The organism is Dactylosporangium sp. CA-233914, from assembly GCF_050942935.1.
In the GTDB taxonomy this organism is placed as follows: Bacteria; Actinomycetota; Actinomycetes; order Mycobacteriales; family Micromonosporaceae; genus Dactylosporangium.
Map to the genome: position 1 here is coordinate 9,459,912 of NZ_CP192030.1, position 14,738 is coordinate 9,474,649.

The 14,738-nt window shown below is 68.2% G+C and carries 13 protein-coding genes; 9 read left to right on the forward strand and 4 right to left on the reverse strand.

Translation table 11 applies throughout. The features are described 5' to 3' along the window. Window positions 1-10: 10 nt before the first annotated feature. Entirely contained in the window at window positions 11-658 is a 648-nt protein-coding gene (locus ACQPY0_RS41945; RefSeq protein ID WP_432974031.1) for a histidine phosphatase family protein, read from the reverse strand. 72 nt (window positions 659-730) lie between these two features. Between ACQPY0_RS41945 and ACQPY0_RS41950 the strand changes: the two genes are divergently transcribed. The 3 genes from ACQPY0_RS41950 to ACQPY0_RS41960 all read left to right on the forward strand — a co-directional run bounded on the left by ACQPY0_RS41950 (window position 731) and on the right by ACQPY0_RS41960 (window position 4,537). Continuing rightward, the gene (locus ACQPY0_RS41950) at window positions 731-1,621 is read left to right on the forward strand and encodes a polysaccharide deacetylase family protein (protein ID WP_432974033.1); all 891 of its coding nucleotides are present in this window, start codon (window positions 731-733) and stop codon (window positions 1,619-1,621) included. A gap of 15 nt (window positions 1,622-1,636) precedes the next feature. Beyond that, window positions 1,637-3,223: a gamma-glutamyltransferase family protein gene (locus ACQPY0_RS41955; protein WP_432974035.1), complete on the forward strand. Its 1,587-nt coding sequence runs from the start codon at window positions 1,637-1,639 to the stop codon at window positions 3,221-3,223. Between the two features lie 123 nt (window positions 3,224-3,346). After that, the gene (locus ACQPY0_RS41960; protein WP_432974037.1) at window positions 3,347-4,537 is read left to right on the forward strand and encodes an MFS transporter; all 1,191 of its coding nucleotides are present in this window, start codon (window positions 3,347-3,349) and stop codon (window positions 4,535-4,537) included. Here ACQPY0_RS41960 and ACQPY0_RS41965 read toward each other — a convergent pair. From ACQPY0_RS41965 to ACQPY0_RS41975, 3 genes are all read right to left on the reverse strand, one after another. Then, entirely contained in the window at window positions 4,522-5,247 is a 726-nt protein-coding gene (locus tag ACQPY0_RS41965) for an AraC family transcriptional regulator (RefSeq protein WP_432974039.1), read from the reverse strand. The two genes, ACQPY0_RS41960 and ACQPY0_RS41965, sit on opposite strands and share 16 nt — an antisense overlap. Before the next feature lie 81 nt (window positions 5,248-5,328). Then, on the reverse strand, window positions 5,329-5,787 hold the full coding sequence (locus ACQPY0_RS41970) for a MarR family winged helix-turn-helix transcriptional regulator (protein WP_432974041.1): 459 nt from the start codon (window positions 5,785-5,787) through the stop codon (window positions 5,329-5,331). Beyond that, a complete protein-coding gene (locus ACQPY0_RS41975; protein ID WP_432974043.1) occupies window positions 5,784-7,067 on the reverse strand; it encodes an MFS transporter in 1,284 nt (427 codons plus the stop codon). The genes ACQPY0_RS41970 and ACQPY0_RS41975 overlap by 4 nt, the downstream gene beginning before the upstream one ends. A 272-nt stretch (window positions 7,068-7,339) precedes the next feature. Here ACQPY0_RS41975 and ACQPY0_RS41980 point away from each other — a divergent pair, with 272 nt between their 5' ends. From ACQPY0_RS41980 to rbsK, 6 genes are all read left to right on the forward strand, one after another. Continuing rightward, window positions 7,340-7,648: a substrate-binding domain-containing protein gene (locus tag ACQPY0_RS41980; protein WP_432974045.1), complete on the forward strand. Its 309-nt coding sequence runs from the start codon at window positions 7,340-7,342 to the stop codon at window positions 7,646-7,648. Window positions 7,649-7,803: 155 nt separating this feature from the next. Continuing rightward, window positions 7,804-8,838, forward strand: a complete 1,035-nt coding sequence (locus tag ACQPY0_RS41985) for a BMP family lipoprotein (RefSeq protein ID WP_432974047.1) — start codon at window positions 7,804-7,806, stop codon at window positions 8,836-8,838. A 173-nt stretch (window positions 8,839-9,011) separates the two neighbouring features. Then, a complete protein-coding gene (locus ACQPY0_RS41990) occupies window positions 9,012-11,741 on the forward strand; it encodes an ATP-binding cassette domain-containing protein (protein WP_432974049.1) in 2,730 nt (909 codons plus the stop codon). Further along, on the forward strand, window positions 11,738-12,682 hold the full coding sequence (locus ACQPY0_RS41995; RefSeq protein ID WP_432974051.1) for an ABC transporter permease: 945 nt from the start codon (window positions 11,738-11,740) through the stop codon (window positions 12,680-12,682). The genes ACQPY0_RS41990 and ACQPY0_RS41995 overlap by 4 nt, the downstream gene beginning before the upstream one ends. A gap of 57 nt (window positions 12,683-12,739) precedes the next feature. Beyond that, complete coding sequence (locus ACQPY0_RS42000; RefSeq protein ID WP_432974053.1) at window positions 12,740-13,699, forward strand: nucleoside hydrolase; 960 nt, start codon at window positions 12,740-12,742, stop codon at window positions 13,697-13,699. Window positions 13,700-13,745: 46 nt separating this feature from the next. Then, the gene (gene rbsK / locus ACQPY0_RS42005; RefSeq protein ID WP_432974055.1) at window positions 13,746-14,714 is read left to right on the forward strand and encodes a ribokinase; all 969 of its coding nucleotides are present in this window, start codon (window positions 13,746-13,748) and stop codon (window positions 14,712-14,714) included. Window positions 14,715-14,738: the final 24 nt, after the last annotated feature.

The following is a 14,738-nucleotide window of genomic DNA, read 5'->3' on the forward strand; positions in this document are numbered from 1 at the left end:
CCTTTAAACGCTAGCGAGCGTCGACTGCGGGCGTCAAGAGATGGGCGTGGTCGTTGACGCCCTCCACCCACCAGGTCCCGCGCTCGTGGCGGAGGGTGGTGATCGAGGCGTTGTGTACCTGGAACGGGTACGGGCCGCACGGCTGGCACGACAGGGCCCGGCTGAGCACCGCCTGGATGAAGCCGCCGTGGCTGACGCAGACCACCCGCTGTCCCGGGTGTCCGGTCGCGCAGCGACGCAGCATCGCGTCCGCCCGGAGGGCGAGCGCCGCGGAGCCCTCGCCCTCCGGCGGGAGGTCCCAGCGCGGCCGTACCCGCCACTGCTTCCACAGTGGACCGTGCGCCCGCTCCACCTCGGCGGTGGTCAGGCCCTCCCAGGCGCCCATGCCGACCTCGCGCACCAGCGGCTCGGGCACGAACTCGACGCCGGTCCGGCCGGCGACGGGCCGGGCGGTCTGGCGCGCCCGCCGCAGGTCGCTGGTGTAGCCGGCGTCGAAGCGCGCGCCACTGAGCCGGTCCGCGAGCGCGCTCGCCTGTCGGTGACCAAGCGCACTGAGCGGCGGGTCCTGCTGCCCTTGGAAGCGGGACTCGCGGTTCCAGGTCGTCTCGCCGTGGCGGACGAGCAGCAGCATGACGGGTCGAGACGGGTCACCGTTCATTCACATTCCCTTCAGAGAAACGGCCGTTCTCTTGGAGAGCATATGCGGCTAGGGTTCCGGCAGGGAGGTGGCATGGGGATGCCGGAGCCGTGGGAGTGGGGCGAAGCGCAGTGGCGTGCCCGCGTCGAACGGGTGCGGGCCGGCCGCGCGCTGCGCCCCGCCGGATGGCCGTCGGACGCGCGCTGCGCGGTCGCCCTGTCGTTCGACTCCGACCACGAGGCGACCGAGTTGCGGGCGGGCGGCGGCTCGATCGGCCGGCTCGCCCAGGGGCAGTACAGCAGCCGCCGGGGCGTGCCGCGCATCCTCGACATCCTGGAGCGGCGTGGCGTGCCGGCCACGTTCTACGTGCCGGCGGTGGTGGCGCTGCTCCACCCCGACGAGCAGCGGCGGCTGGCAGCCGCCGGGCACGAGATCGGCATCCACGGCTGGATACACGAGCGCACCTCGCCGCTGCCCGTTCAGATCGAACGCGACCTGCAGCTGCGCTCCGCCGACACCCTGCACCAGGTCACCGGCGTGCGCCCGGTCGGCATCCGGACCCCGTCGTGGGACTTCAGCGAGCACACCCTCGCCATCACCCGGGACATGGGCCTCGAGTACGACTCGTCGCTCATGGCCGACGACGACTGCTACGAACTCCTCCTCGACGGGCAGCCGACCGGCGTCATCGAGCTGCCTGTCGAGTGGATCCGCGACGACGCCGTCTACTTCGCCACCCATCACGCCACCGGGGCGCGCCCGCACCTGTCACCCGGCGACGTCTACGACATCTTCCGCCGCGAGTTCGACGCCGCGTGGGACGAAGGCGGCATCTTCCAGCTCACGCTGCACCCGCACCACATCGGCCACCGCTCCCGCGTCTGGATCCTCGACGAGCTCATCGCACACGCCCAGGCCCGCGGCCGCGTCTGGTTCGCCACCCACGCCGACGTCGTCCAGTACGCCCGCGCGCACGCCATGTGATCAGGAGTCGCAGTCATGGACAACTTCTCCCGCACCCAGGTCGTGCGCAAGACCGTCGTCCCGAGCGCCGGAGGGGTCGTGGCGGCAGCCCACCCGCGGGCCGCGGAGATCGGGGCGGCCGTGCTCGAAGCCGGCGGCGATGCCGTCGACGCCGCGGTCGCGGTGTCGTTCGCCATCGGCGTCGTCGAGCCGTGGATGAGCGGACCCGCGGGCGGCGGGGCCATGGTGCTCTGGCGCGCCGACGAGCGGCGGGCCGGCGTGGTGGACTTCGGCATGCGAGCGCCGCGCGCGCTCGACCCGGCCGACTACCCACTGGCGGACGGGGTACCACCCAACGACATGTTTCCCTGGCCGACCGTGCTCGACAACCGCAACGTCCAGGGCGCGACCGCGGTTGCCGTTCCGGGCGTCGTCTCCGGGATGGGTGTCGCACACGACAGGTACGGGCGCCTGCCCTGGACGGACCTCGTCACCCCGGCCGTCGGCCTCGCCCGCACGGGTCTGCTCGTCGACTGGGTCTCCACGCTGTTCACCGCCTCAGCGGCGCGTTCACTCGCCGCCGACCCGGACGCCGCCCGCATGTTCCTCGACGACGGCACGTGGCCGATCTGCGGCGTCTGGACCGCGACCACCGACCGGCACCTCGATCAGAGCGCGGTGGCCGCGACGCTCGAGCGCATCGCCGCCCTCGGAGCCCGCGAGTTCTACGAGGGCGAGGTCGCCCACGCGCTGGTACGCGACCTGCGCGCGAAGGGCAGCCGCATCTGCGGCGCCGACCTTGCCGACTACCGCGCGCGCTTCGTGGCGGCGCGGACGGTGCGATACCGCGGCGGCTGGGTGCACGCGACGCCCGGCCTCACCGGAGGCCCAACCCTCGCAAGGGCGCTCGCCATCCTGGGGCCGGAATTGGCCGATGTGGAGCGGCCGCCGGGCGCGGAGAGCTACGTCGCCTACGCCCGCGCACTCGACCGCGCGTACACCGAGCGGCTCGCCGGCATGGGCGACGCCCAGGAGCTTGCACCCACGTGTACGACGCATTTCAGCGTCGTCGACCGCGACGGCAACATGTGTTCCGTCACGCAGACACTCCTGTCGATCTTCGGCGCCCGCGTCGTGTCCCCATCGACGGGCCTGCTGCTCAACAACGGAATCATGTGGTTCGATCCGGTCCCCGGCCGGCCCAACTCGCTCGGGCCGGGCAAACGGTGCCTGGGCAACTTCAGCCCGGTGATCGGCGAGACCGCCGACGGCCGCCGGTTCGCCCTCGGCGCATCCGGCGGACGCAAGATCATCGCAGCCGTCCTCCAGATCGTCTCCTTCCTCGTCGACCACGGGATGAGCCTGGAGCATGCGTTCCACCAGCCGCGCATCGACGTCAGCGGCGCCGGTCGGATCACCGCCGACCGCAGCCTGCCCCAGCCGGTCCTCGATGCACTCGTCGCGGTGCTGCCCACCGTCACGACCGTCCGCACCAATTTCCCGTACTCCTTCGCCTGCCCGTCAGCCGTACTGCGCCACGACAACGCCAACATGGGCTGCACCGAGATCATGTCGCCCTGGGGGGACGTCGCACTGGAACAGACGCCGTCTCACGAATTCTGATCGGCTGCTGATCGGCCCGGCCCGTTGGGCGTGCGCCGGAGCCATCGGCATGTGGCGTATTTCCGTCATCATCTGGCAGGTTATCGGAAGCCTGACACAGTGGCGGGTTGGAAGCATCAGAGGGTGCGTAGGAGAACCTCGATCGCCCTGCTCGCCGTCGGCCACGCCTGCGTCGACATCTACCAGGGCACCGTCGCGGCCTTGGTGCCGTTGTTCGTCGCCGAACGCGCGTACACCTATGCGGCGGCGTCCGGGATCGTGCTGGCCGCCTCGCTGCTGTCCTCGGTCGCGCAGCCGCTGTTCGGCGCGCTCACCGACCGGTGGGCGATGCCCTGGCTGCTGCCCGTCAGCACGGTGCTGGGCGGGGTGGGGATCGCGGCGAGCGGGCTGAGCGGCGACTACGCGCTCACCCTGCTGTTCGTGGCGGTCTCCGGCATCGGGGTGGCCGCCTATCACCCCGAGTCCGCGCGCCTGGCCCGCCTGGCCAGCGCGGGCAGCCACACAGCCATGGCGTACTTCTCCACCGGGGGCAATGTCGGCTTCGCGCTGGCGCCGCTGATGGTCGCCGCGGTCACGGCCGCCGGGGGCCTGAACTGGACGCCGCTGCTGGTCGTGCCGGCCCTGGCCGGTGCCGCGACGGCCCTGCCCGTCCTGCACGCCCTGGTCCGCCGCAGGCCCGTCGGCGGCGGCGCGGTGGCGCCAGCCGGCCAAGACGACACCGCCTCCTTCGTGCGGCTGTCGCTGGCCGTGGTGTTCCGGTCGATCGCGTTCATCGGGCTGAGCACTTTCATCTCGCTGTACGCCCAGCAGCGCATGCACGCGAGTCCGGCGGCGGGGACGGCCGCGCTGTTCGTGCTCTACCTCGGCGGTGTGGCCGGCTCGGTGCTGGGCGGCTCGGCCGCGGCCCGCTGGGGCCGGGTGGCGGTCTCCCGCTGGTCGTACGCGATCACGGCGGTGGCGGTCGCGGGCGTGGTGTGGGTACCCGGACCGGCGTTCTACCTGTTCGTGGCCGTGACCTCGGCCGGCCTCTACCTCCCCTTCTCCCTGCAGATCACCCTCGGCCAGGACTACCTGCCCTCGCGGGTGGGCACCGCCAGCGGCATCACCCTGGGCCTGGCCGTCAGCGTCGGTGGTCTCGTCAGCCCCGTCCTCGGGGCCGTGGCCGACGCCACCTCGCTACGGACCGCATTGGCGCCGCTGGCCGTCATGCCGGTGCTGAGCTGGCTGATGTTCCGCACTCTGCGCGATCCCGGCGTGCCGCGCCCCCGAACCGCCGACGCTGTACGCGATCCTGGGACCTACCTCGTGGGGTAGGTGCCCGGGGTGTGGCCGAAGGTGCGGCGGAACACGTCGATGAACACGCTGGCCGATGACCAGCCGCATTGATGGGCCACCGAGGTCACCGGTGCCCTGTCGGCGAGCAGGATCAGCGCATGGTGCAGGCGCAGCTGGGTCCGCCATTGCGGGAAGGTCATGCCGAGGTCGCGGCGGAACATTCGGGACAAGGTGCGGTCGCTGGCGCCGACCTCACGGCCGAGGTCGGCGAGTGTGCGGTTGTCGCCCGGGTCGGCCTGCAGGAGGGCACACACTGCACGCAGCAATGGTTCGGTGGGGGTCGGCACATGCAGTGGCTGCTGAGCGCAGGCACGTAACTGGTCGAGCAGCACGGCGCGCAGCCGGTCGCGTTCCGGGCTCTGCTCGCCGGCGTCACGGGTGTAGGCGATGAGCAGCTCACGTAGCAGCGGGCCGACCGACAGGACAGTCGGGGTTTGCAGGCCGAGCGGGTTGCTGGTGGCGGGCAGTCCCACCAGGTGCAGTTCGAGCTCGCCGTAGGCGCGGTGGGCATGCACCGTGCCGGCCGGCACCCAGATGGCGCGAGTGCCCGGGGCGACCCAGGATCCCTCGCTGGTCGTGACGGCCAGCACCCCGCGGGCGGCATAGATGATCTGGTGATCGTCGTGCCGGTGCGCGTCGATCTCGCCCCCTGACGCGAGCCACTGGGCACGGGTAGGAGCCACCGACATGTGGCGGATTTCCTTCACCATCCGTCAGTTTATCCAAATCCAGACGCGCGCAAGCCCTGGTGCCCACAGTCCGGACGGATGTTATGCGACTTCAGCTGCCGGGTCGCTGCCGGCGACTTTCAGCAGCAGCGCGATGAAGGTCTCGGCTTCGCTCTTGCTCAGTTTGTCGAGCATCTGGGTCGCGGCGGACTTCGAGGCGATCACGCCCTTGATGTAGAGCTCCACCCCGTACTCGGTGATCGAGACCAAGCGCTGACGTTTGTCGGTGGGATCCGGGCTGGTCTTCACCGCCCCGGCAGCGCTGAGCCGATCGACGATGCCCTTGATGGTGGCCGCGTCGGTGGAGATGAGCCGGCCGAGACGGTTCTGCGACACGCTGCCGAACTGCACCAGACGGGCGAGTGCCGCGAACCGCGGCGGTGACAGCACCGGCGGGGCTGCCTCCATGAAACGTGAAGTGTTGTCTTGGGAGCAGCGTCGCAGGAGATATCCCACGTTCAGGCCGAGATCGTACTGGATGACGGTGCCTTGGTCGGTCATTCGATTCCTCCGGGATTCATTCGGACAGTAACGCTCTCTGGCTCACCGCTGAGTGTTTGATCGCCATCGAGCAGCACTGAGTCCGGCATACTGCCGTGGGGTGCGTTTCGCGTACGCGTGCGGCCGCGGTCGTCGACGAAACCGCGGCGGCTGGCCAGAACCCCGCTCGTGACCTGCACGACCAGCACGCACCCGATCAGGACAAGCACTCCGCCGCCGTGAAGCGGTGTGCCCAGCAGCAGGCCGGCGCCGACGGCACCGGCCGCCGCCATGAGATAGCCGACGGACTGTGCCATCGCCGAGGCGTCACCGGCTTGCGTGTGGTCTCGTGTATGCACCCCGAACAGTGCCAGAGCGTGCACCAGGGCGACCCCCATCGCGATTCCGATGAGCGAGTTCCACACCACGATCAGCGCAGGGGCAACAACCACGAGCAGAATCGCGGCCAACGGAAGCACCGCGATCCACGCGATCGCTCGCTGATCTGCCGGCATCCAGCGCAGCAGGGCCGAGCACAACACGATGCCGGCGATGCTGCACAGCTGCATCCAGCCCTGGTGCACCCCGGCGAGCACGGGCGGCACCCCGATCGACGCTTCGATGGAAGGCCACGCAGCCAAGACGACGTAGTACACCGTCGACTGCGCACCCATGAAGACCGCCATCTGCCAGCCGCGCCACGAGGCCCACGGCGACCACTGGGATCTGGGAGCACGCTCCACCGGGGCACCGCCGCCACGGCGCGACACCAGGTCCGGGATCAGCAGCGCCAGCGCGACAGCGCCAAGCAGCCCCCACGCCGAGAGCGGAAGGTGCCAACCCCAGGAGCTGATCGCCGCCAACGGCAGAGCCGTCGAGGACGCGATCGCGGCGGCCACCGCCTGCGAGCTCATGTAGGCGCCGGTGATCGTTGCGATGTGTTCGGAAAAGTCGCGCTTGATCAGCGCCGGAATGACCACGTTCAACGCTGAGACACCAAGGCCGGCCAGAACGGTTCCGCCCCACAGCGCGACCATTGAATCGATCACTCTCACTCCAAGGCCGAGCACAACGGCGCCAAGCGATGCAGCGATCAACCACTCCATCCCCCACCAGCGACTGAACTTGGGAACCAGCGGCGAAAACAGACCGAAGCACAGCACTGAAACAGTGATCATCATGGACGCGGCCATATGGCCCCCGGTGTCGGCCGCGATCAGCCCCGCGAGCGGACCCACCACGGCGATGCCAGCGCGAAGGTTGGCCGCCAGCAGCACCACCGTCAGCAGCGCACGAATCACGCCCAGCCCGGCTCCGCTCGGCCCGCTGGAGACTCGTCGTTTCGTCATTGACATCCGATCGGCTGCCGCAACTTGTTTGTATACAAACAAGACGGTAGCATCCGTCGTCACCTGGAGGTGACAGGCAACTGGAGCCCCCATCCACCGCCGCCCGAACAGCCCCAATTCGGACAATCGCAGCGATGTCGAGCCGTCGCGAAACTCGGGTCAAGGGCCACCACGCAACGAGGTGCAGCATGGCAGGACGAAGTGATGTCGCCCGGCTGGCGGGCGTGAGCCCGGCTGCCGGCTCCTCCGGCGCGAACGGCTCGCACCCCGTCAGCGACGAGACTCGTACTCGCGTACTCGCCGCCATCGACCAGATCGGCTACCGCCCGAGCGCGGTCGCGCGCAGCCTCGCCTTGTCGCGGACAAACTCCGACCTGCAAGCCATCGGCGCCCTGCGCGCGATCGAAGACTCAGGACGTCGCGCCGCCGTCGCCGTTGCCGGGTTCGACGACGTCCGGATGAGCGCGCAAACGTTCCCGCCGCTGACCACAGTCACGCGACCGTTCGAGGCGACGGCCGACGCCGCGGGTTAACCGGCTGACAGAGCTGATCGGTGGCCCCGAGGACCAGGACACCGAGCAGCCGCACATCCTGCCGCCGACCTCCCTGACATCCGCGAGCCCGGCGGATCCCGCACCACAACCCGTTCCGGCAAGCACCGGCAATCACCTGAGCAAGGAGCAACATCATGAAGTTCAGCTCACTCTCGCCAGTCGCTGCTACAGCAGCGGTCGCGCTCATGCTGACCGCATGCAGCGGCGGAACCGCCTCGAGCCCGTCGAACACCGACGGAAAGCTCTCCATCGCGAACGTGGTGGCCGGCCCTCTCGGCGACCAGAGCATGTACGACAGCGCGCAGCGTGGCCTCGACAAGCTGAAGACGGACGGGCACCAGACCAACACCCTCCAGGCCGACGCCAACAACCCCACCCAGTGGAAGGCGAATCTCGAGTCGGTTTCCGTCGGTAAGTGGAGCATCGTCGTCACCGGCTCCTCGCAGATGACCGACATCGTCACCGGGTCCGCTCCGAAGTTCCCCAACCAGCACTACATCTTCTACGACGCGGTGGTGGACGCCCCCAACGTCGCCTCGATCACCTACAAGCAGAACGAGGGGTCCTTCCTCGCCGGCGTGCTCGCCGCCGAGGCGACCACCGACAAGTCCAGCTTCCCGCTCTCGGGCGGCAGCAAGACCGTCGGCGTGATCGGCGGTGTCGACATTCCGGTGATCAACGACTTCATCGCCGGTTTCAAGTCCGGCGTGAAGGCCGTTGACCCCTCCGTCAAGGTGCTCACCAGCTATGTCGGGTCCTTCTCCGACTCCGCCAAGGGATACGACCAGGCCAAGAGCATGTATGACCAGGGCGCCGACGTCGTGTTCCAGGTCGCCGGAGGCTCCGGAGTCGGCGCCCTCCAGGCCGCCAAGGACGCGAACAAGTACGCCATCGGCGTCGACAGCAACCAGAACGCCATCCAGAAGGGGCACGTCCTCGCCTCCATGCTCAAGGAGGTCGGAAACTCCCTCGTCCAGGCCATCGATGCCGCCCAGAAGGGCGACCTCGCCTACGGCAAGACAACCTCGTACGGGCTCAAGAACAACGGCGTCGCTCTGACCTTCGACAACAACGGCGGCATCGTCCCGCAGCCGGTCATCGACAAGATCGACCAGTACAAGCAGCAGGTCATCGACGGGAAGATCACCGTCCCGACCGCCAAGGGCTGACCCCCGGACGTCGGTGGGGGTCACCGGTGTGACTCCCACCGACCCACTCGACACAGAAGGCGCGAAACAACGTGCAGACGAACCGCCCCATCCTTGAGTGCGAGCACGAGGACGTGCAGACGAGCCGGCCCATCCTCGAGCTGCAGCACATCACGAAGACGTTCGGACGCAAGGTGGCCAACAACGACATCTCGCTGACGGTGTACCCGGGCAAGGTGCACGCGATCGTCGGCGAGAACGGCGCCGGAAAAACGACCCTGATGAACATGATCTCAGGCCACCTGCAACCGGACTCCGGCGAGATCGTCTTCGACGGCTCGCCCGTGGTCATCACGGGCGCGAACAAGGCCGACACTCTCGGCATCGGCATGGTTCACCAGCACTTCAAGCTTGTTCCGTCCCTCACGGTCGCCAGCAACATCTTCCTTGGCCGCGAGATCCGAACCCGCTACGGCAAGCTCGACCAGCGGGCGATGAACAAGCGCGTCGAGGAACTTTCCGAGACCTTCGGTCTGGCGGTCAACCCCAAGGACAAGGTCGAAGACCTCTCCATCGGAGAGCGCCAGCGAGTCGAGATTGTCAAAGCGCTCTCGCACGACACTCGGCTCCTGATTCTCGACGAGCCGACGGCCGTGCTCACCCCGGCCGAGACCGAAGAGATGTTCGTGGTCGTGCGCAACCTCGCCGCGCAGGGCTGCGCCGTCATGTTCATCTCGCACAAGCTCGGCGAAGTGCTTTCCATCGCCGACGAAGTGAGCGTGATCCGGGACGGCAGGGTAGTCGACACGCGCCGCGCCGCCGGCCTCGAGCAGTCCGACATCGCGTCGATGATGGTCGGCCGCGAGGTTCTCCTCCGGATCGAGCACACGCCGCCCACGCCCAAAGGCGAAGTGCTCAAGGTCGAAGGCCTCTACGCCGTCGACCACCGCGGCGCCCTGGCCGTCAACGACCTCTCCCTCACCGTCCGCAGCGGAGAAATCGTCGGCATCGCCGGCGTGGAAGGCAATGGTCAGGCCGAGCTCGCCGCGGCGATCGCCGGCATGTATGGGCCTCCGCGCGGACGCATCGCACTCAACAACAGGGACGTCACCCGCGCGACGGTCGCCGGCCGGCGCGAGCACGGCCTGGCCTACATCCCCGAAGACCGGCACGAGGAAGGCGCGGCGCCCAGCCTGTCGGTCGCCCAGAACATCGCCGCCACCCACCTGACTCCCCCGATCAGCCGCTTCGGCTGGCTCTCCTACAGTGCGATGCGATCCTTCGCGCGAACCCTCATCGAGAGGTTCGACGTCCGTGGAGCCGGCACCGAAACGCCCATCGGTACCCTGTCCGGCGGAAACATGCAGAAAGTCATCATCGCTCGCGAGTTCGCGTCCGATCCGACAATGCTGATGGTCGCGCAGCCCACACGCGGGGTCGACGTCGGCGCGATGGAGTTCGTACACCGCCGCATCGTCGAGGCACGAGACGCCGGCGCAGGTGTGCTGCTGATCTCCGCCGACCTCAACGAAGTCATGAGTCTCTCCGACCGGCTGCTTGTGATCTACCGCGGCCAGATCGTCGCCGAGTTCACCCAGGACACCATGACCGAGACCGCCGTCGGGCTCGCCATGGCCGGCGTCAAGCCCACCGACGGCCCTCTCGCCCAAGACCATGTACTCGTCCAGGAAGAACTCGCCGCACCAGGCAAGACCCTCATCGACGACGAACGCGTGGCGGACCAGGCCGAGCCGACCACCGCCACCAAGCTCAGCGGCCCGGTCACGACTTCCACCAGCGCAATCGCCGCAGCCCCGCATGACGACTCATGGAAGGGCGGGCTGAAGGCGTGGCTGACGAGGACAGCGACCGTCGCGCGCCAGCCTGTGGCCGCCGTCGTCGTCGCCCTTCTGGTCGGCGCCGTCGTAATTCTCGCGATCGGCAAAAACCCGATCACCGCTTACGTCGAGCTCTTCACCTCCGGGTGGCGCACCCCGTTCGGTATCTCGAACATCCTGGCGACCTTCACCATCCTGTCGATCATGGCCGTGGGCACGATCACCTCGTTTCGCGCAGGATTCTTCAACATCGGCGGGGAAGGACAGCTCTACTTCGGAGCGTTCTTCGGCGCCGTCGCCGGATTCAGCTTCAACGGGCTTCCCCCCGTGCTGCACATCATCCTCGCCCTGCTCGTCGGAGCACTCGCCGGCGCGCTCGGGGGCCTGATACCAGGTGTGCTCTACGCCTTCTGGCGGGTCGACATCATCGTCGCCACCCTGCTGCTGTCCGAAGTCGCGAAGCTCATCACGAACTTCTTCGTCACCGGCCCGTTCCAGGACCCCACCGCCGGTGCCGCGGCCAGCCAGAAGATCTCCCCCGACGTCCGGCTGCCCCTCTTCGACGCCGCGTACGGGTTCGGACCCGACCTCCTGATCGCCCTGACCATCGTGGTGATCATGGCACTCGTGCTCAACCGCACCGGCTGGGGCTTGAAGGGCAAGGAGATGGGCGAGCTCAACCGCTTCGCCGAATATACCGGCGTCTCCACCCTTCGCATGTCGATCCAGGTCATGATGCTCTCCGGCGCTATCGCCGGCTTCGCCGGCGCCCTGTTCGTGCTCGGACCTAACGGCGGCCGCTTCGTCCAGGTGTTCTCCCCCGGCTACGGCTTCCTCGCGATCACCGTCGCGCTCCTGGCCCGGCTCAACCCGTGGGCATCCCTGCTGGCCGCCCTGTTCTACGCCACCATGATGGCCGGCGGCACGGGCATCCAGGCCGCGGGCGTTCCCTACCCGCTCGTGATCGTGCTGCAGGGTCTGATCATCATCTCCATCACCACGACGTTCGTCCTCGGCCGGCGCAAGCGCAGGCGAGCCGCGCTCGCTCCCGAACCGGTCACGTTCAGCAAGGGAGAATCCAAGTGAACGAGATCCTCGCGCAGGTTCTCACGGTCGGCACGCTGGCAGTCATCCTGGCCAAGATCGCGCCGATCCTGCTTGCCGCGATCGGGGGCGCGTTCACGCACATGGGGAACATCCTCAACATCGGCCTGGAAGGCATGATGCTCGTCGGAGCATTCGCCGCCGTCGCAGTCGGCTCGATAACCAATCCCTACGTCGGGATCCTCGCCGCCATGGGAGCCGCGCTGGTGTTCGCCCTGATCTTCGCCGTGGCCGCACTCATCTTCAAAGCCGACTTCATCGTGGTCGGCATCGGTATCAACCTCCTGGCCACTGGTGCCACCGTGCTGATGCTGACCGTGTTCTACGGCAACGCCGGCGTCACGCCCTCCGGTGTGAAAGCGAACCTTGCGCACCTTGACCTGGGCCTCCTGTCGAAGATCCCGGTCATCGGCCCGGCGATCAACGACCAGACCATCCTGGTCTGGCTTGCCTTCCTGCTGGTCCCCGCCTACGCCTATGTCCTGTACCGCACCCGCTACGGCGTGCACCTGCGCGCCGTCGGTGAGGACGAGCCCGCCGCCGTCGCCGCCGGCATCAACGTCTTCAAGGTCAAGTTCATGGCGATCCTGCTCTCCGGCATCTTCTGTGGTCTCGCCGGCGCGCAGCTCGCGATGGCGACTGTCGGCTCGTTCACCGCCGGCATGACCGCTTCTCGCGGCTTCATTGCCGTCGCCGCACTCACGTTCGGACTGGGCCGCCCATGGCGAACGCTCATCGCCTGCGCCATCTTCGGCGCCGCCGACGCCGTCGCCGATCGGCTCGCCCTCGCCGGCCTGAACTCGTCGCTGTCGCTGACCACGCCGTACATCATCACGATCGCCGCCCTCGTGCTTGCCGCGATCCGCGTCCGCTCGGCGCTCAAGGCACGCGCCAAGAAGGCCCTCCTGGCCGCCGGCGCCTAACCTCGGCGACACAGACCGATACCAGAGCTTGCCGGCCCCACACCTGGAAGGATAAAGATGGCCACCAAGATGATCCTCGACTGCGACACCGGGGTTGACGACACCATGGCGATCATGTACGCGGCTTTGCACCCCGACATCGAGCTGCTTGGTGTCGGCTCCGTCTGGGGCAACGTCGACGTGCCAACCGCCACCCGCAACACGATTCACACCCTCGAGCTGGTCGGCGCCGGACACGTCCCCGTCGCACAGGGCGCAGCAGGCCCGCTCCTGCGCACGCCGAACTACTTCGGCTACCACGTGCACGGCGACGATGGGCAAGGCAACGCCTACGATCACGCCCCTGTCGGTCCCGCGGCGCCGACCACCGCCGCGCAGCAAATCGTCGAGATCGTACGGGCCAACCCCGGTGAAGTCTGGCTCGTTCCGGTCGGTCCACTGACCAACATCGCGACAGCGCTCGCGCTCGCCCCGGAGCTCCCCGAGCTCGTCGCCGGAGTCTCCATCATGGGAGGTGCCGCGCTGGCCCCCGGCAACACCTCTCCAGCGGCGGAGGCTAACATCGCCCACGACCCCGAAGCCGCCGCTGCGGTGTTCCGAGCACCCTGGCCGATTATCATGGTCGGACTCGACGTGACGATGAAGGTGTTGATCACGCCGGAGCGCCGAGCGGTTCTCGACGCCGGCGGACCCACCGCCCAGTACATGTCGCGAATCATGCAGTTCTACGGCGAGTTCTTCGAAAAGACCACCTTCGGAACGTGGGCCGCGACCATGCACGACACCCTGGCAGTCGCGGCCGCCGCGGGCACACTCAAGATCCGTTCGGCGCCGAACGTCAACGTCGAGGTCGATTGCTCGGGCGGCCCATCACGTGGCGCCACCGTGTGCGACATGCGCGGCATCTACGCCGGCTTCCCCCCTCAGCCGGGAGCGCACTGCCAAGTCCTTCTGGATGTCGACGACTCCATCGCCGACGAGGTGATCGAACTCATCGCCCGGCACCAGCCTGCCTAGCCCTCCACGCACGGTCAGCACATCCACGAAAGGCGAACACCCGTCCATGACATCGGTCGTTGTCCTCGGCAGCGCAAACGCCGACCTGGTCGTTGAAGTTTCCCGCCGGCCCGGCGGTGGAGAGACTCTCACCGGCTCCGACCTGCGCGTGTATCCCGGCGGCAAGGGCGCAAACCAGGCCGCGGCCGCTGCGCGCGCAGGCGCGACTGTCCGCTTTCTCGGCTGCGTGGGAAACGACGCCAACGCGACTGTCCTCCACGAGAGCCTCTCCGACGCCGGCGTCGACCTGACCGGCGTGCGCTCGGTCGACCGCGCTACCGGAACCGCGATGATCCTGATCACCCCGGACGGCGAAAACTCCATCGTGGTCTCCCCCGGCGCCAATCACAGTCTCGACCCGGATCTCGCCGACGAAATGGCCGACACCTGGCAAGGACCGAACGTGCTGGTCATGAACCTCGAGATCCCGCTCGAGACCGTCCACCACGTCGTACCCAAAGCCGCCGCAGCCCGGGCGCGGATCATTCTCAATGCCGCTCCCGCGCACGCTCTCAACGCGGAACTGCTGACACACTGCGACCCGCTGATCGTCAATGAACACGAGGCGCGCATCGTCCTGCGCGAAAGCAACCCCGACGTGTCCTACCCCGACCTGGCAAAGCGGCTGCTCGAAGCCGGTGCCCGATCGGTCGTCATCACCCTCGGCCCTGAAGGTTCACTCGTTGCGGACAGCCATGGCGTGCAAGCCGTGCCGGCGTACCGGGTCCAAGTGCTCGACACCACCGGCGCCGGCGACGCCTTCGTCGGAGCAACTGCGTGCGAGCTCGCGAACGGAAAGACACTTATCGAAGCGGTCCGATTTGCCACGGCCATGTCCGCACTCTCCGTTCAGAGCATGGGCGCCCAATCGTCCTACCCCGATCGAGCGGACGTCGAGCGGCTCCTCGACAGCCCCAGCAACGCTACGACGGTCGCGAACGAGACCGAGCCGCCACGCGAACCGTCGGCGCACTGACCGTACGAGTGAATCGCCCGCACG

Excerpts from the sequence above, each read along its gene's own strand:
- ACQPY0_RS41945 (WP_432974031.1), bottom strand. The coding sequence starts at position 658 with ATGAACGGTGACCCGTCTCGACCCGTCATGCTGCTGCTCGTCCGCCAC.
- ACQPY0_RS41950 (WP_432974033.1), top strand. The coding sequence starts at position 731 with ATGGGGATGCCGGAGCCGTGGGAGTGGGGCGAAGCGCAGTGGCGTGCC.
- ACQPY0_RS41955 (WP_432974035.1), top strand. The coding sequence starts at position 1,637 with ATGGACAACTTCTCCCGCACCCAGGTCGTGCGCAAGACCGTCGTCCCG.
- ACQPY0_RS41965 (WP_432974039.1), bottom strand. The coding sequence starts at position 5,247 with ATGTCGGTGGCTCCTACCCGTGCCCAGTGGCTCGCGTCAGGGGGCGAG.
- ACQPY0_RS41970 (WP_432974041.1), bottom strand. The coding sequence starts at position 5,787 with ATGACCGACCAAGGCACCGTCATCCAGTACGATCTCGGCCTGAACGTG.
- ACQPY0_RS41985 (WP_432974047.1), top strand. The coding sequence starts at position 7,804 with ATGAAGTTCAGCTCACTCTCGCCAGTCGCTGCTACAGCAGCGGTCGCG.
- ACQPY0_RS42000 (WP_432974053.1), top strand. The coding sequence starts at position 12,740 with ATGGCCACCAAGATGATCCTCGACTGCGACACCGGGGTTGACGACACC.
- rbsK (WP_432974055.1), top strand. The coding sequence starts at position 13,746 with ATGACATCGGTCGTTGTCCTCGGCAGCGCAAACGCCGACCTGGTCGTT.